16 protein-coding genes are annotated in these 17,576 nt (G+C 60.3%); 15 read left to right on the top strand and 1 reads right to left on the bottom strand.

Features of this window, described 5'->3' with window-relative positions; all coding sequences use genetic code 11:
- Positions 1 to 22: 22 nt before the first annotated feature.
- The 8 genes from M4NBBH2_RS01415 to M4NBBH2_RS01380 all read left to right on the top strand — a co-directional run bounded on the left by M4NBBH2_RS01415 (position 23) and on the right by M4NBBH2_RS01380 (position 7,294).
- Positions 23 to 2,389: a ribonuclease R family protein gene (locus M4NBBH2_RS01415; protein ID WP_116269414.1), complete on the top strand. Its 2,367-nt coding sequence runs from the start codon at positions 23 to 25 to the stop codon at positions 2,387 to 2,389.
- A gap of 44 nt (positions 2,390 to 2,433) precedes the next feature.
- Entirely contained in the window at positions 2,434 to 3,222 is a 789-nt protein-coding gene (gene rlmB, locus M4NBBH2_RS01410) for a 23S rRNA (guanosine(2251)-2'-O)-methyltransferase RlmB (RefSeq protein ID WP_116269413.1), read from the top strand.
- Between the two features lie 84 nt (positions 3,223 to 3,306).
- Positions 3,307 to 3,747: a 30S ribosomal protein S6 gene (gene rpsF, locus M4NBBH2_RS01405; protein ID WP_116269412.1), complete on the top strand. Its 441-nt coding sequence runs from the start codon at positions 3,307 to 3,309 to the stop codon at positions 3,745 to 3,747.
- Between the two features lie 35 nt (positions 3,748 to 3,782).
- Entirely contained in the window at positions 3,783 to 4,067 is a 285-nt protein-coding gene (locus tag M4NBBH2_RS01400) for a single stranded DNA-binding domain-containing protein (protein WP_116269411.1), read from the top strand.
- Between the two features lie 9 nt (positions 4,068 to 4,076).
- Positions 4,077 to 4,349 carry a 30S ribosomal protein S18 gene (gene rpsR, locus M4NBBH2_RS01395; protein ID WP_049687287.1) on the top strand — a complete coding sequence of 91 codons (273 nt, stop codon included), beginning with the start codon at positions 4,077 to 4,079 and terminating at the stop codon, positions 4,347 to 4,349.
- An 18-nt stretch (positions 4,350 to 4,367) separates the two neighbouring features.
- A complete protein-coding gene (rplI, locus tag M4NBBH2_RS01390) occupies positions 4,368 to 4,817 on the top strand; it encodes a 50S ribosomal protein L9 (protein ID WP_022443134.1) in 450 nt (149 codons plus the stop codon).
- Positions 4,818 to 5,026: 209 nt separating this feature from the next.
- Complete coding sequence (gene dnaB, locus M4NBBH2_RS01385) at positions 5,027 to 6,451, top strand: replicative DNA helicase (protein ID WP_116269410.1); 1,425 nt, start codon at positions 5,027 to 5,029, stop codon at positions 6,449 to 6,451.
- Between the two features lie 12 nt (positions 6,452 to 6,463).
- Positions 6,464 to 7,294, top strand: a complete 831-nt coding sequence (locus M4NBBH2_RS01380) for a DUF456 domain-containing protein (RefSeq protein WP_116269409.1) — start codon at positions 6,464 to 6,466, stop codon at positions 7,292 to 7,294.
- A 74-nt stretch (positions 7,295 to 7,368) separates the two neighbouring features.
- Here the strand turns inward: M4NBBH2_RS01380 and M4NBBH2_RS01375 are convergent, their stop codons facing one another.
- Positions 7,369 to 9,120 carry a PhoH family protein gene (locus M4NBBH2_RS01375; RefSeq protein WP_116269408.1) on the bottom strand — a complete coding sequence of 584 codons (1,752 nt, stop codon included), beginning with the start codon at positions 9,118 to 9,120 and terminating at the stop codon, positions 7,369 to 7,371.
- A gap of 261 nt (positions 9,121 to 9,381) precedes the next feature.
- Here M4NBBH2_RS01375 and M4NBBH2_RS01370 point away from each other — a divergent pair, with 261 nt between their 5' ends.
- From M4NBBH2_RS01370 to clpB, 7 genes are all read left to right on the top strand, one after another.
- A complete protein-coding gene (locus M4NBBH2_RS01370; RefSeq protein WP_116269407.1) occupies positions 9,382 to 10,689 on the top strand; it encodes a homoserine dehydrogenase in 1,308 nt (435 codons plus the stop codon).
- A 24-nt stretch (positions 10,690 to 10,713) separates the two neighbouring features.
- Positions 10,714 to 12,141, top strand: a complete 1,428-nt coding sequence (gene thrC / locus M4NBBH2_RS01365; RefSeq protein ID WP_116270557.1) for a threonine synthase — start codon at positions 10,714 to 10,716, stop codon at positions 12,139 to 12,141.
- A gap of 6 nt (positions 12,142 to 12,147) precedes the next feature.
- Complete coding sequence (gene mobB, locus M4NBBH2_RS01360) at positions 12,148 to 12,675, top strand: molybdopterin-guanine dinucleotide biosynthesis protein B (RefSeq protein WP_116269406.1); 528 nt, start codon at positions 12,148 to 12,150, stop codon at positions 12,673 to 12,675.
- A gap of 7 nt (positions 12,676 to 12,682) precedes the next feature.
- A complete protein-coding gene (locus M4NBBH2_RS01355) occupies positions 12,683 to 13,888 on the top strand; it encodes a molybdopterin molybdotransferase MoeA (RefSeq protein ID WP_116269405.1) in 1,206 nt (401 codons plus the stop codon).
- Positions 13,889 to 13,977: 89 nt separating this feature from the next.
- A complete protein-coding gene (moaD, locus tag M4NBBH2_RS01350) occupies positions 13,978 to 14,235 on the top strand; it encodes a molybdopterin converting factor subunit 1 (RefSeq protein ID WP_116269404.1) in 258 nt (85 codons plus the stop codon).
- A gap of 4 nt (positions 14,236 to 14,239) precedes the next feature.
- Entirely contained in the window at positions 14,240 to 14,698 is a 459-nt protein-coding gene (gene moaE, locus M4NBBH2_RS01345; protein WP_022444148.1) for a molybdopterin synthase catalytic subunit MoaE, read from the top strand.
- Positions 14,699 to 14,911: 213 nt separating this feature from the next.
- Complete coding sequence (gene clpB / locus M4NBBH2_RS01340) at positions 14,912 to 17,524, top strand: ATP-dependent chaperone ClpB (protein ID WP_116269403.1); 2,613 nt, start codon at positions 14,912 to 14,914, stop codon at positions 17,522 to 17,524.
- Positions 17,525 to 17,576: the final 52 nt, after the last annotated feature.

Below are 17,576 nucleotides of genomic sequence, written 5' to 3'. Positions count from 1 at the left end.
ATTATCGCTGAAGAGAATAATTTTGTCAATAGATAGAAGAAAAAAAATCCGGAAAAATACAGGAACCTCGTCCAGAAGGCCCAGGACCAGGGTTGATGATGGCGGTCTGACCGCATTTCTGACGGGAACCGCCGCTTCCGAGCTCGAGTCGGTTCTCGGCCGGGCGGGAACGCCGCTCGCCTTTGATGAGCTTTACGCGCTGGTGCACGACCGGTCCCGCAGCCGGACGAAGAATGAGGTGCTGTCGGCGCTGGAGCGCCTGATTGATGACGGCACGGCGGTGGCGGATGACGAAGGAAAGATTTCGCTTTCCCACGGCTCCGCGTGGCTTGAGGGCACGGTATCCGGCACCCGGTCCGGCATGGTGTTTTTTGACCCGGATACGGGAACCGGAGACGAAGGGGTTTCCTACGTCTTCTCCCAGGGGCAGGGGGACGCGGTGTTCCCCGGCGACCGGGTGAGAGTCGCGCGACTCGGGTTTGACAGCAAGGGACGGAACCTTGTCTCTCTCAAAGAAGTGACGGAACACAACACCTGGAAGGTGGTCGGCGTGGTCCGGAAGCAGGGGACAGATTTCTGGCTCGATCCATCGGACCCGCGGGTCCATGTGCAGATCAGGCTTTCAGGTGCCTCAGCGCTCGCGGGGCAGGGTGTAGTCGCCGCGATCACGACGCAGCCGACGCTTGAAGAACCGGCCCGCGCTCAGGTCGAGGAAATTCTCGGGTCCGCGAGCGACGCGTCGGTTGAGATTGAAATGGCGGCCCGCCGCTTTGGGCTTCCGTCCATCTTCGCGCCTGATGTGCTGACAGAAGCCCGGGCGCTCCCGGATCATGTGCTGAAGAAGGATGCCGGAAAGCGTGTCGACCTCCGCGATATTGCCTTTGTCACGATTGACGGCGAGGACGCGAGGGACTTCGATGACGCGGTCTGGTGCGCGCCTCTTGTGTCTGGCGGTTACCGGCTGCTTGTCGCTATCGCGGATGTGTCCTGGTACGTGAAGCCTGGCACAGCCCTCGACCGCAGCGCGCAGGAACGGCTGACTTCAGTCTACTTCCCGCGCCGCGTGATTCCGATGCTTCCTGAGGAGCTTTCAAACGGTCTCTGCTCGCTGAACCCGAAGGTCGACCGCTGCACAATGGTGTGCGACGCGCTGATTGACGCGAAGGGTGAAGTGACGGCCTATCAGTTCTATCCCGGTCTCATTAATTCGCACGCCCGCCTGACCTATACCCAGGTGTGGAACGCGCTCCAGGATAAGGAAGGAGCACGGGACGAGATTCATGAGGTCTATCCGGACGTCGAAAATCTCTATTCGCTTTATAAGGTGCTCGCAGAGGCAAGAAAGAAGCGCGGCGCCATTAATTTTGAAACCCGCGAAACCTATATTCAGACAGACGAAACCGGCCGCATCACCGCGATTCTGCCGCGTGAACATAATGACGCGCACCGCCTGATTGAAGAGGCGATGCTGGTCGCGAATACCTGCGCCGCGGACTTTATTGTCCGGAAGAAGACGGAGTGTCTCTTCCGAATTCATGAAGGGCCGTCCGAAGAGCGCCTTGAGCTGCTCCGCACGACGCTCTCAGGATTCGGTCTCAAGATGGGCGGCGGGTCCTCCCCGAAACCCGCGGACTACGAAGCCGTGATGGCGAAAGTGCGCGGGACGCCGAACGAAGAGGCGGTTCAGACCGCGCTGCTCCGAAGCATGCAGCGCGCCGTATATTCACCGGAACTTCACGGCCACTTCGGTCTCGCGTATCCGGCGTACACCCATTTCACCTCCCCCATCAGACGCTACCCCGATCTGCTCGTGCACCGGACGATCCGTGGTATTCTCTCCCGCCGCCGCTATAAGCCCGAAGTCGCGGTGTCGCCTTCTGACCTTCTCAATTCCGAATTCTCTCTGAAGCAGAAGGGGAAGAAGAAAGAAGCGCCGAAGCCTGAAGCGACACCGTACGCGCGTCCTACGGCTCAGCATGCCGCCTGGGAAACGCTTGGCAAGATGTGTTCCGCCGCGGAGCGCCGCGCTGACGAAGCGAGTTACGACGTCACCGCGTGGCTGAAGTGCATGTACATGAAGGACTTCATCGGCCGCGGGTTCTCTGGAAAGGTCACCGGCGTCACGCCGAACGGCGTCTATGTGACGCTTGATGATCTCTTTGTTGAAGGCTTCATCCGGGTCTCGAACCTCGGCTGGGACTACTACTTCTATAACAGCGACGACTGCCTCCTTGAAGGCAGTGCATCAGGCGAAGTGATCCGTCTCGGAACGCCGCTTGAAGTGCAGGTGGCAGGCGTCGACGTTGATCTGCGGCGGATTGATTTTGAGCGCCGCGATGTGCAGAGACGGAAAGGGCCGAGGCGCTGGAAAGGCGAACCGAGACTCTGAACGGATTGCAAGAAAAAGAATTGATATCTAAAGGAAAAGATTGAATGGCTGGTAATAAAAAAGCGGTCCTCGCGGGTTTTCACGCCGTGACGGCGCGGCTCAGACTGAACCCGGAGTCGATTGACGAAGTCTATGTGGACCGCAGCCGGCATGACCGCCGCATGCACGAAATGTGCGAAAAGCTGAAGGCCGCCGGCATCCGCCCGGTGGGCGCGGACGCGGAGCGTCTGGACCGCATCGCGGGGCACGGTGTGCAGCATCAGGGGATCGTCGCGGTGGGCAGTGTGCTCGAGAAGACGCTCTCCTTTGATGAGCTTCTCGATTCCATCACCGATAAGACGCTGCTCCTCATTCTGGACGGCGTGACGGATCCCCGGAACTTCGGCGCCTGTCTCCGTGTGGCGGATGCCGCCGGGGTGCAGGCCGTGATCGCGCCGCTGAACCGCTCGTCCCACGTGACGCCGGCCGCGGCGAAGGCCGCCGCAGGTGCCGAGGAATCGGTTCCGGTGGTGTATGTCGTGAATCTCGCCTCCGCCATCGCGGAGCTGCGTGACGCGGGTGTCATGGTGGTCGGAACGGCGGGTGAGACCGACCGCTCGATCTATGACTTCGATCAGAAGCGCGCTTTTGCCTGGGTGCTTGGCGCTGAGGGCGAAGGCCTCCGTCAGCTCACGCGCAAACGGTGCGACGCGCTCGCCGCGATTCCGATGATGGGGTCGGTTGAGTCTCTCAACGTGTCAGTTGCCGCCGGTGTCTGCCTCTTTGAGTCTGTCCGTCAGCGGGTCGGTGAAAAGGCCGCCCGGGTGGATAATCCCTCGCGTGCAAAATTTTAATTTTTAGAGTAAGATAACCGTTTTCTCGTTAGTCCTTGCCGCACCGGGAGACGCCCTGGGCGGTTTTTTCCGCAAGGAGGATCAATGCGTCATTACGAAATCTGCATCATCGTGCATCCTGATCAGTCTGAACAGGTTCCGGCGATGATCGAACGCTACAAGAACCTTGTTCTCGAACAGGGTGGAAAGATTGAACGTATCGAGGATTGGGGCCGTCGTCAGCTCGCCTACCCGATCCAGAAGCTGGTCAAGGCTCATTATGTTCTCCTGAACGTGGAGTGCTCTGACGCCACGCTCGCCGACATCGAAAACAATTTCCGTTTCAACGACGCCATTCTGCGCCACCTCGTGGTGAAGACGAAGCACGCCGAAACCGCTCCCTCCCCGATGATGAAGGTTGTCGAGAAGGAAGAGGCCAAGAAGGCTGCCGTGGCCGCTCGCGCGAACAGCAAGGCTTCCCACAAGTCTGATGACGCTTCCGACGAAGCTGAAGACGAGGAATCCGACGTTCAGGACGCCGAGTAATTCGGCTAGAGGCGCTTTAAAGAGGACTGCCAGACATGAATGAGCTGGTCCTTGACGGCGAAATCATCCGCTCCGAAGAGCCGAGATTCACACCGTCCGGACTGCAGGTTTTTGAAGGCATTCTTCACCACTCAGGCGAAGTCCGGGAAGCAGGCGGCATGCGCCGCCTCAATTTCGAAACCCTGGTGGTCGCATACGGAGAGGTAGCGGCAAAGCTCTATCAGCTTCCGCTTCCCGCGAGGATAACCCTCAAAGGGTACATCACCCCTCGCTCGAGCCGCACGCAGCGCCTCATTGTTTACATAACGGAATTCAGTTAGGAGTTCAAAATGGCTTTTGGTTCCAAGGGTCGTACCGGCAACCGCCGTCCCTCCCAGGGCAATGCCCTCTTCAAGCGGAAGAAGTTCTGCCGCTTTACCGCTGCTCACGTTGAGCAGATCGATTACAAGGATATCGACACGCTGCGCGATTTCATCCAGGAAAATGGCAAGATCATGCCCGCCCGTCTGACCGGCACGAAGGCGATCTACCAGCGCCAGCTCGATACCGCGATCAAGCGTGCCCGCTTCCTCGCCCTCCTTCCCTACACCGACAATCAGTAATCCCGGGGAGATATCGACATGCAAGTTATTCTGCTTGAAAACATTCATCACCTCGGCAATCTGGGCGATGTGGTCAAGGTCAAGGACGGCTACGGCCGCAACTTCCTGATCCCCCAGGGTCACGCCAAGCGCGCCACCAAGGCCGCTATCGCCGAGTTCGAAACCCGTCGCGCTGACCTTGAGAAGGCTCAGGCTGAGCGTCTGGCCAATGCCCAGGCTCTCCAGGAAAAGCTGAATGGCGCCACCGTTACCATCGCCTCCAAGGCTGGTGTTGACGGCCGTCTGTTCGGTTCCGTGACCAACTCCGACATCGCTGAAGCCGTGGATAAGCTTGGCTTCACGATCAAGAAGAGCCAGGTCCGCACGCCGCTCGGCATGATCAAGGCTGTTGGCGAGTACCCGATCACGATCGCTCTGCTCTCCGACATCACCGCTGACATCACGGTTCAGGTCGTCGCCGAAGAGTAATCTCCGGAACGTCCGACTCCTGACAGAGCCTCCGCAAGGGGATTCTGTCGGAGAAAAAAATAGGCTTCCGAAAGGAGGCCTATTTTTTTCCCCTTCCTGCTTTACTGTTATTATTTAACCCGCTTTCGCCTTTCTGAAAAGTGTTTCAGAGGGCGTTTTGCATCATGGGGCCCGCTTGCTCCTTTCCGGCCTCTATGGAGCGCAATCTGATGCCTGATCCTTTTTCCAGTTCTGATCTTCCTGCGAATTCTGTCCGTGTTCCGCCGCATTCTGTCGAGAGTGAACAGACGATTCTCGGCGGTCTGATGCTGAATACCCAGGCGTTTGACCAGATCTCCGACATTATTACGGCTGAGGATTTCTACCGGGCCGACCACCGCGTGATTTTTGACGCCATCGCGGCGCTGCACCTCCGGGGTGAGCCCGCGGACGTGATCACGGTCTATAACGAGCTCGAGCGCTCGGGGCGGGCGGATGCCGCGGGCGGCCGCCCGTACCTCAACGCGCTGACAAGCAATTCGCTTGGCGCCGGGAACATCCGCACGTACGCGGAAATCGTCCGCGACTGCTCGATGCTGCGGCAGCTCGTGTCCGCCGCGGATACGATCGCCGCGTCCGCTCTCGCTCCTGAAGGCCGCGAGACGAAGGACATCATTGATGACGCGGAGAAACTGGTTCTCCAGATCAATGAAAGCGCGGACCGCGGGAACAAAGGCTTCGTGAGACTCAATAAACTCGCGGCGAACGTCTCAGATATCGTCGCGGAGCGCTACCGCACGAAGTCAGCGAACGATGTCACCGGCGTCTCGACCGGTTATCGGTACCTCGATCAGCTGACGTCCGGCATGCAGCCTGGCGATCTCATCATCATCGCCGGCCGCCCCTCGATGGGTAAGACCGCGCTCGCGCTGAATATCGCGGAGCATGTTGCGATGGCGGGCGATAACAGCTGGCCGGTTGCCGTGTTCTCCATGGAAATGAGCGGCGAGCAGCTCGCGATGCGACTCATCTGCTCGCATGGGCGCCTCGACGCGCAGAAGGTCCGCAAGGGCCGCCTCGATGAGGATGGCGACTGGGATCGGTTCACGACCGCGGTCGCCGATATGGAAAAGGCACCGCTTTATATCGATGACACGCCGGCGCTCAGCGTCACCTCGCTCCGAAGCCGCGCCCGGCGCCTCATGGCGCAGACCGGACAGCTCGGCCTCATCGTGGTCGACTACCTGCAGCTGATGGGCGGCAGCTACAGCCGCCGCGAAGAAAACCGCGCAACCGAGATTTCTGAAATTTCCCGCGGCCTGAAGAGCCTCGCAAAGGAACTCCGCGTTCCCGTGATCGCGCTCTCCCAGCTCAACCGTTCGGTTGACGGCCGCCCTGACAAGCGCCCTGTGATGTCCGACCTTCGCGAGTCGGGCGCTATCGAACAGGACGCTGACGTCATCATGTTTATTTATCGCGATTGGGTTTACAACAAGGAATCCGATCCGACGCTCGCCGAAGTGATCATCGGCAAGCAGCGTAACGGCCCTGTGGGGACCGTGAAGCTTACGTTCAACGGGAAGTACACGTCGTTCGAAAACCGGGCAGAGGTGCCTGAAGGCTATGTGCCGGACGACATGCAGGAACCTGCCTAAGGATAGGAAGACATGGAATACCTACTGTATCTCGGGGCTCTCGCCCTTATCGCTGTGGGTCTCGCCGGAACCGTGATCCCCGCGATTCCGGGATTGCCGATCATTTTTGCCGGCAGCTGGCTGATCGGCTGGGCGAGCGGCTATGAGCTGATCTCGGTGACGGCGGTCGTGATTCTCGCGCTGCTCGCCGCGGTCGGTATCGGCATCGATATCCTCGCGCAGATTCTCGGCGCGAAGCGGGCGGGCGCGAGCCGCGCCGGCCTCTGGGGCGCTGTGATCGGCACCGTGGTGGGGCTGGTTACCGGGATCTGGGGCATTGTCTTCTTCCCGCTGATCGGAGCGGTGATCGGTGAAATCATGGCGGGCCGCGACATGCTGAAGGCGGGAACCGTGGGTCTCGCCACCTGGATAGGGATGGCAGTCGGGATCGGCGTGAAGATCGCGCTCGCGTTCATCATGGTGGGTATTGTCCTTTTCTCGATCGTGACGAACTCCGGCATCACGAGTTTCTTCGGGGGTTCAAGCGCGGCTGCCTCCGCTGCCGCCGTGGTTCCTCAGGCGCCGAATGGGGCAGCGCCCCTTGAAGGCCACCCGGGACAGCCTTCTGAGCGAGGCCGGATCGTGGAAGTGCCGCAGGGCCAGCGGTCGAAGAGTTCTGACGACGCTTCGTCTCCCGCTGTGGACGCCGCACCGTCAGACGCCGCTCCTGCCGCTCCCGCGCCGTCTAATGACTTCCCGCAGGTAACCGCGTCGCAGATGAAGAACCCGGACGCAGCCTCGTCACCTAAGCCCGCTCCGACTCCCGCGGCTCCTGCCGCACAGCCCGCGGCACCGCAGCCGTAACGAAACGGCAGCAGGGACAAAAAATCCCGGATCTTTTTTTGGATCCGGGATTTTTTATGGGTGAGAGCAGGGGGTCAGAGGACCGAGGACGCGAAGTCCGCGAGGCGGCTCCGTTCACCGCGCTGCAGCGTGATGTGACCCGCGTGCGCCCAGCCCTTGAATTTATCGACGACGTAGGTGAGGCCCGAGCTCCCCTCCGTGAGGTACGGCGTATCGATCTGCGCGATGTTCCCCATGCAGACGATCTTCGTGCCGGGGCCGGCTCGCGTGATAAGAGTCTTCATCTGCTTCGGCGACAGGTTCTGCGCCTCATCGATAATGAGGAAGCGGTTGAGGAACGTGCGGCCGCGCATGAAGCTCATCGACTTCACGCGGATCCGGGAGCGGATGATGTCCTGCGCCGTGTCGTGCCCCCAGGTGCCGGAGGAGGCATCGGTGTGGTTCAGCACTTCGAGGTTATCTTCCAGAGCCCCCATCCAGGGCACCATCTTCTCTTCTTCTGTGCCGGGGAGGAAACCGATCTCTTCACCTACCGAGACCGTCGCGCGGGTGAAGATGATTTCCGAGTACCGGCGTTCATCAAGCGTCTGCGTGAGAGCCGCGGCAAGCGTGAGGAGCGTTTTGCCGGTGCCGGCCTGACCGAGGAGCGATACGAAGTCAATCTCGGGGTTCATGAGGAGGTTCAGCGCGAAGTTCTGTTCGCTGTTCCTCGCGGTGATGCCCCAGACGTTATTCTTCGGGGTCGTGTAGTTCTTGAGTGACCGGAACACCGCTTCATCGCGGTCGACCGAGCTCACAATGCCTTCAAAGCCCCCTTGGGCGCTTTCCGAATACACGAATTCGTTCACGAGCATCTGGGGAACGAGCGGCCCCTTCACCCGGTACCAGGTGAAGCCGTCCTTCTGCCAGGATTTCATCCCCTTCGCGTGCGTTTCCCAGAAGTTCCCGGGGAGCGAGAGTTTGCCGCTATAGAGGAGGTCCGAGTCGTCGATTGTCTTATCGTTGAAATAGTCTTCAGCGGGGAGACCGATCGTCGCGGCCTTGATCCTCATATTGATGTCTTTCGAGACGAGGATCACGACGTGGTCCTTGAGGACCGAGGTGATGCCAAGCACCGAAGAGAGAATCGCGTTGTCGCCGGACCCGGTCTTCAGATCCGAGGGGAGCGGGAGTTCGACATTCAGGCGTCCGGTCTGGAAGTAGAGCTTTCCCTTCGCCTCGCGGTTTCCGAGGGCGGAAAGCGGAAGGCCTTCTGAGAGATCGGGGTTCCCGGCCGCTTCCATCAGCTGATCGATTGTGCGGGAAACCTGGCGCGCGTTACGCGCGATATCGCTCATGCCGGTCTTATGGCGGTCAAGTTCCTCAAGCGCGGTGAGCGGAATGAAGACGTCATGCTCCTCAAACCGGAAGAGGCAGGTCGGATCGTGGAGGAGCACATTCGTGTCGAGCGCGAACATACGGGGCATCTTCGGGTCCGGCAGCGCGCGGCCGCGGCGAAGCGACGGGAGCTTCGTTTCAGAAGGAGTGCCCAGCGTGATCGGCGGCTGAACCTTCGGAGCCGCGGCGGTTTCAGCCTTGCGGGCGGCCCGGACGGCTGCTTTCCCGGCCGCCTTCTTACGGCGGGCGGGTTTCTTCTCTGTGACCGCGGCGGCGGGCGCTGCCATTTCGAGCGCCTCGGCGGGGGCCTTCCCGCGGCGGCGCCTCTTCGGCTGCTTTTCTGCGGCCGGGGTTTCCGCTTTCGGCGGAGTCTTCAGCGGCAGGTCATTTTCACTCTGATAGTCGGCGAGCATGTCGCCCGGAACTTTCGGGGAAGCCGGCAGAGGCATAGTTTTCCTCATATTTGCGTGTCTGTATCACTGACCAATATAACGCGGCGAATTGACAGCTGTGTGAACTCCCGCAAAAAATCGCATATCCGGGATCCGGAGCCCGCCCTCTGATTTTCTATAGGTCTTGATATTTGGTACGATTTTCAAATTGCCGCTGCAGAAAAAAATAAGCAGCGCTCGGGCGCGGTCACCCTATCGGATCGCGGTGAATAACGGGCGGATGGCGTTACTCTCAAAATAAGCAGGGAGCTTTAACTCATGGATTCAGTGAAAATCGGTCTGGCCGGCGCAGGAACCGTCGGCGGCGGTGTCTGCCGGGTGCTTAACCGCAATCAGGAGCAGATCAGCGCGCGAGCCGGCGCCAGGATCGAAGTGAAGTATGTGACGTGCCGTCACCCCGAGAACCGTTCTGACCTCGTCCCGCTCGTGGGGTCGCTCGGCATTGACTGGCATGAAATCGTGGAGGATCCCGAGATCGCGATCGCGGTCGAGGCGATGGGCGGAATCGAACCCGCGCGCTCCTTTATTCTTGCCGCGATCGACGCGGGGAAGCACGTCGTCACCGCGAACAAGGCGCTTCTCGCGCAGCACGGGGACGAGATCTTTGACGCCGCGGCGAAGAAGGGCGTGATCGTCGCCTTTGAGGCGTCGGTCGCTGGCGGCATCCCGATCATCAAGGCGATGCGTGAGTCGCTTGTCGCGAACCGCATTCAGTCGGTGGTCGGCATCATCAACGGCACCTCAAACTTCATCCTCACCAGCATGCGGAAGGAAAAGATTTCGTTTGCTGAGGCGCTCTCCAAGGCTCAGAAGCTGGGGTACGCGGAGGCCGATCCTTCGTTCGATATCGATGGCATTGACGCAGCGCACAAGATTTCGATCCTTTCCTCGATCGCGTTCGGCGGCCCGATTTCGTTTGATAAGGCCTATATCGAAGGGATCCGCGATCTGCAGAACGTGGATATCGAGTTCGCGGATCAGCTTGGCTACCGCGTGAAGCTTCTCGGCATCACGAAGCGCCGCGGGACCGGGATTGAGCTTCGCGTCCACCCGACGCTCGTTCCTGAGCGGCGGCTCCTCGCCCACGTGGGCGGCGTGACAAACGCCGTTGAAGTGAAGGGCGACGCCGTGGGCTCCACCCTTTACTACGGCCCGGGCGCGGGGTCAGAACCCACCGCCTCCGCTATGATCGCGGATATCGTGGACGTGGTCCGCATGATCGGCGTGTCCTCCAACCACCAGGTTCCGGTGCTCGGCTACAAGCGAAAGATTGAGAACGTCGACGTGCTCCCGATGGGCGAGACGGTCTGCTCCTACTACCTCCGTATCGGCGTGACGGACAGCCCCGGCACGCTCGCCGACGTGAGCCGCGTCTTCGCGGATATGGGGATCAGTATCGAATCCCTCATTCAGAAGGAAGCGGTCGCGGGTCAGGGATCGACCTCGATCGTCCTGATGACGCACACCGCCTGGGAAGCGGCCGTTCAGGAAGCGATCCGCCGGATCGAGGCGCTTGACTGCGTGACTGGCAAGATCGTTCTCCTTCGCAAAGAAGAACTGAATTAATAAGAGGACAACATGGCAAGCAATATCCGCTATCTCTCCACCCGCGGTGAATCGACCGGGGCGTCCTATGATGAAATCGTGCTTCGGGGGCTCGCGTCTGACGGCGGCCTCTTCATGCCGGAAAGCTACCCGCAGGTGACAGCCGAGACGCTCGAATCCTGGCGGAAGCTCCCGTACGCGGAGCTCGCCTTTGAAGTGCTGCGGCTTTTCGCGAGCGGGATCGATGAGGCGGCGCTGAAGGAAATCTGCCGCTCGACCTATACCGAGAAGACCTACTGCAACGCGCGTGAGGGGGATGATCCGAAGGACATCACGCCGGTGCGCTGGCTTGAGGACGGGATCGGTCTTCTGGAACTCTCGAACGGCCCGACGCTCGCTTTCAAAGACATGGCGATGCAGTACCTCGGGGCGCTTTTCGAGCATCTCCTCGCGCGTGAAGGGAAGACTCTCAATATTCTCGGCGCGACGTCCGGCGACACCGGGTCCGCAGCCGAATACGCGATGCGGGGCCGGAAAGGGATCCGCGTCTTTATGCTGTCGCCTTACGGCCGCATGAGTGACTTCCAGCGCGCCCAGATGTATTCGCTTGAAGACCCCAATATCTTCAATATCGCGGTCCGCGGGACGTTCGATCAGGCGCAGGACATCGTGAAGGCGGTCTCGAACGACCACGCGTTCAAGTCCGCGCATTCAATCGGCACCGTGAACTCCATCAACTGGGCGCGCGTTGCCGCTCAGGTGGTCTATTACTTCAAGGGGTGGCTTGCCGCGGCCGAAAAGGGCGAGGCGATTTCGTTTGCCGTCCCGTCCGGCAACTTCGGCGACGTCCTCGCTGGCTGGATCGCGAAGCAGATGGGACTCCCGATCGCGAGCCTTATCGTCGCGACGAACGAAAACGATGTGCTCACCGAATTCTTTGAAACCGGTGTCTATCACCCGAGAGACGCGGCGCATACGTACGTCACTTCCTCGCCCTCAATGGATATCAGCCGCGCGTCGAATTTTGAGCGCTTCATCTTCGATATCGTCGGCCGCGACCCTGAGGTGCTGAAGCGCCTCTGGCACGTGATGGCGACGGAGGGTGAATTCCGTCTCACCGGGGAACTCTGGGAGCGCGTCCTCGCCTCAGGCTTCACCGCCGGAAAGAGCACCCACGCGGACCGTCTTGCCACGATCCGCGACACCTGGGAGCGGCTCGGCGTCATGATCGACCCGCATACCGCGGACGGCCTCAAGGTGGCTCGCGAGAAGCGTCTTCCGGGGGTAAAGTGCCTGTGTCTCGAGACGGCTCAGGCCGCGAAGTTCTCGAAGACGATTATCGAAGCGACGGGTACGGTGCCTGCGATCCCCGCCTCCTGCGCCGACCTTCTCAGCCTTCCGCAGCGCTGCGAAGTGATGGATCCTGAAACGGAGAACGTGAAGCAGTTCATCGACCGTCATACAAAGGAGTAATCAAAATTGTTTCTCTTCGGCATCACGGGATACTCCGGAAGCGGGAAGACCACCCTCAACGAAAAGGTGGTTGAGTGTCTCCGTTCGCTCGGCTACAGTGTCTCCTGCGTGAAAGACGCGCATCATCAGGTGGATCTCGATACCCCCGGGAAGGACACGTACCGGTACCGGGTGTCGGGCGCCGAGCAGGTGATCCTCAGGACGCCTGACCGCTGGGCGCTGATGGAGGAGACGCCGGAAGGCCGAAAGCCGCTCGGGGATATTCTCCGCGCGATGAAGCCGGTGGATTTCGTGCTGCTCGAAGGATTCAAGGATGACGGCGACTTTCCCCGTATCGAAGTCTCGAGGGGGCCTCATAAAGAAGCCCCGCTCTGGACGAAGAGAGGTGATATTGTTGCGGTTGCCTCTGACACTCCGGAAGGAATTCCGCCCGGAATGCCGTGGCTGAACCTCAACGAACCCCGGCAGGTCGCGGATTTCATCGTGAGCCTGCGGGATAGCTGGATGAAAGAGAAAGATAACGTTAAGGAGTAACCGGGAAATGATTTCCTACCGTGAAGCGCTGCAGAACCTGCTCTCCAAAGTCACCCCGATCGGAAGGACTGAAACCATTCCGACGCTTTACGCCGAGGGCCGGGTGCTTGCGGAAGACATCATTTCACCGGTGAACGTGCCGCCGGCGGATAACTCCCAGATGGATGGCTACGCGGTCCGCGCGGCGGATCTCGCGTCTGCCTCTCCCGAGCACCCGGTGACGCTCCCTGTGTCGCAGCGGATCCCCGCGGGTTCCGTCGGCACGCAGCTTGAAGCCGGCACCGCTGCCCGCATTTTCACGGGCGCTCAGGTGCCGCCCGGAGCGGATTCCGTCGTGCAGCAGGAGCTCGTTGAAAAGAACGAGGACGGCACGGTGATCTTCAAGGCTCCGGTGAAGACGGGAACGAACGTCCGCCTTGCGGGAAGCGACTTCCCGGCAGGCGAAACGATTCTGCACGCGGGCGATAAGCTTACGCCCGCGAATCTCGGTATCGCGGCGTCGACCGGCCGCGCGTATCTCCGCGTTTACGGCCGCCTCCGTGTCTCGATCTTCTGCTCCGGCAGCGAACTCGCGCGTCCCGGCGAGCCGCTCCGCGAAGGCGCGATTTATAACTCGAACCGTTATCAGCTGCGGGCGCTTCTCCATGCGCTCGGCTGCGAAGTGAACGACGTGGGTTCGGTCCGCGATTCGATCGAGGATACGGTGGAAGCGTTCCAGAAGGCCGCGCGCTCGACCGATGTGATCGTCACGACCGGCGGCATGAGTGTCGGCGAAGAGGATTACATCAAGCCCGCGGTGGAGCGGCTCGGCCACATCGATATGTGGCGTCTTGCCGTGAAACCCGGAAAGCCATTCGCGTTCGGCGAAGTGTCCGGCGTTCCGTTCCTCGGTCTTCCGGGGAATCCGGTTGCCGTGTTTGTCGAAACCCTCATGATGGTGCGCCCGTTCCTTCGCGTCCGTCAGGGCGGCCGCGCTGACCTTCACCGTCCGATCGCGGTCCGCGCGGACTTCAACTGGAAGGCCGGTGACCGTGAGGAATTTATCCGCGTGTACCGTAACGACAAGGGAGGGCTCTGCATCCTCCCGAACCAGAATTCCCAGGTGCTTTCTTCCTGCGCTAAGGCGGACGGCATCGTGGACGTCCCTGTCGGGAAGGACATCCGGCAGGGGGATTTCGTGGACTACTATCCACTGGCAGAGTTCCTCGCCTGAGGCGGAGTGTCGCAGCTCCCGGCCCAGCAGTTCCTCAGATCGATCCGGAACTCTCCCTCCTTTAATACAACAAAAAAGAGGATCCTCAAATGAAAGTCAAGGTGCTTTATTTCGCTTATTGCCGCGACGCGGTCGGCCGTCCTTCTGAAACGGTTGAAGTGCCCGCCGGAGTCGAAACGGTCGGCGCGCTCCGCGATTACCTCGTGGGGCAGGGCGATCCCTGGAAGAGCGGCTTTGAAAGTGTGAAGCGTATCCGCTTCTCCGTGAACCAGGTGATGGCGGACGAAACCGCGGCGATCAAGGATGGCGACGAAGTCGCTTTCTTCCCGCCTGTCACCGGAGGCTAGTCCTATGGGGATCACGAAGGTGATCGTGCGGCACGAGGATTTCGATGTGTCGCGCGAAATGGAGGAGCTGCGGAAGGGCTCAGGCTCAGCCGGCGCCATGGTGGCCTTTACGGGCGTTGTCCGTAACCGGAACCAGGGGGACGATATCTTCGCGCTGACGCTCGAGCACTATCCGGGAATGACGGAATCCGCGATCACCGCGATCGCGGATAAGGCCCGCGCCCGCTGGGAGCTTGATGACATCGTCGTGATCCACCGCGTGGGGCGTCTTGAGGTAGGCGATCAGATTGTGCTTTGCCTCGTCACGTCCGCGCACCGCGGCGAAGCGTTCGAGGCGTGCGAATACATCATGGACTGGCTGAAGACTGAGGCTCCCTTCTGGAAGAAGGAAGAGACTCCGTCGGGCAGCCGCTGGGTGGATGCGCGTGAGAGCGACGAAAAGGCGAAGGCGCGCTGGCAGTAAGCCATTTTTCCGAAACACAAAAAGAAGTTACGAAACCGCATGGGATTTGTTCCCTTGCGGTTTTTCTTTTTCCGGTTCAGCCTATTACGCAGGGATTAAAAATTTACTTTTGATAACGAATCCCCCTTGAAAAATGGTTTCTGTGTCCCCATATAGGAACTACGAACGACGGAAGCCTAATTCCGGCGATTCCTAAAGGAAAGATATAAACCTATGCGTCAAGACAAACTCACCACGAAGTTCCAGGAAGCTCTGGGCGATGCCCAGAGCCTAGCTCTCGCGCACGACAACCAGTTTCTCGAGCCCGTGCATCTGCTCGCCGCAATCCTTCACGATAAGGATGGCTCCGCGGTGAGCCTGCTCGAGCGCGCGGGCGTGAACGTCTCCGGTCTTACCCGGGCAGCCGACCAGGCGATCGAAAACCTCCCGAAGGTTTCCGGCACCTCGGGCGATATCCAGGTGAGCCGCGATCTCGCGAACGCTCTCAACCTCACCGAGAAAGAGGCGATGAAGCGGGGCGATGAATTCATCGCGACCGAGATGTTCCTTCTTGCCCTCTCGGACGAGAAGAGCGATGCCGGCCGTATTGCCCGCGAGAACGGTCTTACCCGGCGCGCGCTCGATGCCGCGATCACGGAAGTGCGCGGCGGCCAGGCGGCCGATAACGCGGACGCCGAACAGTCCCGCGGCGCGCTTAAAAAGTACACGATTGACCTCACCGCGAAGGCCCGCGAGGGGAAGCTCGATCCTGTGATCGGCCGCGACGATGAAATCCGCCGCACGATGCAGATCCTGCAGCGCCGTACGAAGAATAATCCGGTCCTGATCGGTGAACCGGGCGTTGGCAAGACCGCTGTCGTTGAAGGTCTCGCGCAGCGTATCGTGAACGGCGAAGTGCCGGACACGCTGAAGAACAAAGTGATTCTGTCGCTCGACATGGCGGGGCTGATTGCCGGCGCCAAGTACCGCGGTGAATTCGAGGAACGCCTGAAGGGGCTTCTGAAGGAAGTGACCGCGCAGAACGGCCGCATCATTCTCTTCATCGATGAGCTGCATACGGTGGTCGGAGCCGGCAAGACCGAAGGCTCGATGGACGCCGGCAACATGCTGAAGCCCGCGCTCGCGCGTGGCGAACTCCATGTGATCGGCGCGACGACTCTCAACGAATACCGTCAGTACATCGAGAAGGACGCGGCGCTGGAACGCCGTTTCCAGAAGGTGATGATCGGGGAGCCGTCCGTTGAGGACACGATCGCCATTCTCCGCGGTCTTCAGGAGAAGTACGAAGCCCATCACGGCGTCCAGATCACGGACCCGGCGATTGTGGCTGCGGCTGAGCTCTCGAACCGCTACATCACGGACCGTTATCTCCCGGATAAGGCGATTGACCTTATCGATGAGGCGGCTGCCCGCGTGAAGATGGAAATCGACTCGAAGCCCGAGGCGCTCGATAAGATCGACCGCCGCCTGATTCAGCTGAAGATCGAACGCGAAGCGATGAAGAAAGAGACGGATGACGCCTCGAAGAAGCGCCTCGCGACGATTGAGGAAGAGATCGAGACGCTCTCCCGCAAGTATTCAGACCTCGAAGAGATCTGGAAGCGCGAGAAGGCGGACGCGATCGGCGAAAAGGAAACCCGCGACAAGATCGATCAGGTCCGCCGCGAGATGGACGAATGCCGTCGGAACGCTCAGTACGAGCGCCTCGCGGAACTCCAGTACTCGGTGCTCCCGGAGCTTGAGAAGAAGCTGAATAAGGAAGCGAGCCAGGTGAAGAAGGATGAGTCGCCTGATAAGCCGCACCTCCTTCGTACAAGCGTCGGCGCTGAGGAAATCGCTGAAGTGGTGTCCCGCGCGACCGGCATCCCGGTGTCGAAAATGATGCAGGGCGAGCGTGAGAAGCTCCTTCACATGCGTGAGGAACTGTCGAAACGCGTGATCGGTCAGGATGAGGCCGTGAGAAAGGTCGCGGAAACGATTCAGAGAAGCCGCGCAGGACTCTCGGACCCGAACCGGCCGTACGGCTCGTTCCTCTTCCTTGGACCCACGGGTGTCGGCAAGACCGAGCTCACGAAGGCGCTCGCCTCGTTCCTCTTCGATAGCGAAAAGGCCATGATCCGAATTGATATGTCGGAATACATGGAGAAGCACAGTGTCGCCCGTCTGATCGGCGCGCCTCCGGGATATGTCGGCTATGACCAGGGCGGCTACCTCACGGAAGCTGTCCGGCGCCGCCCCTACAGCGTGATCCTGTTCGATGAAGTCGAAAAGGCTCACCCGGACGTCTTCAACGTCCTGCTGCAGGTGCTCGACGATGGCCGCATGACGGATGGTCAGGGCCGCACGGTGGACTTCAAGAACACCGTGATCGTGATGACCTCGAACCTCGGTTCGCAGGAAATCATGCAGATGGCCGGCCGCCCGCATGACGAGGTGAAGGAAGCCGTGATGGAAGAAGTGAAGCAGCACTTCCGTCCGGAATTCATCAACCGTATCGACGAGATCGTGGTCTTCAATTCGCTCGGTGAAAAGGCGATTCAGAAGATTGCCGGTATCCAGGTGCAGAAGCTTGCTGACCGTGTGGCTGAGCAGGGCATCACGCTGAAGGTGACCGACGCGGCGCTCGCGGAAATCGCGAAGGCCGGGTTCGATCCGGTGTTCGGCGCTCGGCCGCTCCGCCGCGAAGTGCAGGACGCGCTCGAAACGCCGCTCGCGCAGTTCCTCCTCGAAGGGAAGGCTGCGGAAGGCGACACGGTGAACGTGGGCCTGAACGGGAAGGAACTCGCCTTCTCGGTGACAAAGGCGGAAGAAACCCCGAACGCCTGACGGGGAAATGGAAGGTGCCGGATGAAACCTCCGGCGCCTTCTCTCAGGACAA

It is taken from the genome of Mesosutterella multiformis, assembly GCF_003402575.1.
Lineage (GTDB): Bacteria > Pseudomonadota > Gammaproteobacteria > Burkholderiales > Burkholderiaceae_F > Mesosutterella > Mesosutterella multiformis.
The sequence above is the reverse complement of the archived record's forward strand: the minus strand, read 5'-3'. Positions and strand labels throughout refer to the sequence as shown.

Bases quoted from the DNA above. Each gene is read 5' to 3' on its own strand.
- rlmB (WP_116269413.1), top strand. From the start codon at position 2,434: ATGGCTGGTAATAAAAAAGCGGTCCTCGCGGGTTTTCACGCCGTGACG.
- rpsF (WP_116269412.1), top strand. From the start codon at position 3,307: ATGCGTCATTACGAAATCTGCATCATCGTGCATCCTGATCAGTCTGAA.
- M4NBBH2_RS01400 (WP_116269411.1), top strand. From the start codon at position 3,783: ATGAATGAGCTGGTCCTTGACGGCGAAATCATCCGCTCCGAAGAGCCG.
- rpsR (WP_049687287.1), top strand. From the start codon at position 4,077: ATGGCTTTTGGTTCCAAGGGTCGTACCGGCAACCGCCGTCCCTCCCAG.
- rplI (WP_022443134.1), top strand. From the start codon at position 4,368: ATGCAAGTTATTCTGCTTGAAAACATTCATCACCTCGGCAATCTGGGC.
- dnaB (WP_116269410.1), top strand. From the start codon at position 5,027: ATGCCTGATCCTTTTTCCAGTTCTGATCTTCCTGCGAATTCTGTCCGT.
- M4NBBH2_RS01380 (WP_116269409.1), top strand. From the start codon at position 6,464: ATGGAATACCTACTGTATCTCGGGGCTCTCGCCCTTATCGCTGTGGGT.
- M4NBBH2_RS01375 (WP_116269408.1), bottom strand. From the start codon at position 9,120: ATGCCTCTGCCGGCTTCCCCGAAAGTTCCGGGCGACATGCTCGCCGAC.
- M4NBBH2_RS01370 (WP_116269407.1), top strand. From the start codon at position 9,382: ATGGATTCAGTGAAAATCGGTCTGGCCGGCGCAGGAACCGTCGGCGGC.
- M4NBBH2_RS01355 (WP_116269405.1), top strand. From the start codon at position 12,683: ATGATTTCCTACCGTGAAGCGCTGCAGAACCTGCTCTCCAAAGTCACC.
- moaD (WP_116269404.1), top strand. From the start codon at position 13,978: ATGAAAGTCAAGGTGCTTTATTTCGCTTATTGCCGCGACGCGGTCGGC.
- moaE (WP_022444148.1), top strand. From the start codon at position 14,240: ATGGGGATCACGAAGGTGATCGTGCGGCACGAGGATTTCGATGTGTCG.
- clpB (WP_116269403.1), top strand. From the start codon at position 14,912: ATGCGTCAAGACAAACTCACCACGAAGTTCCAGGAAGCTCTGGGCGAT.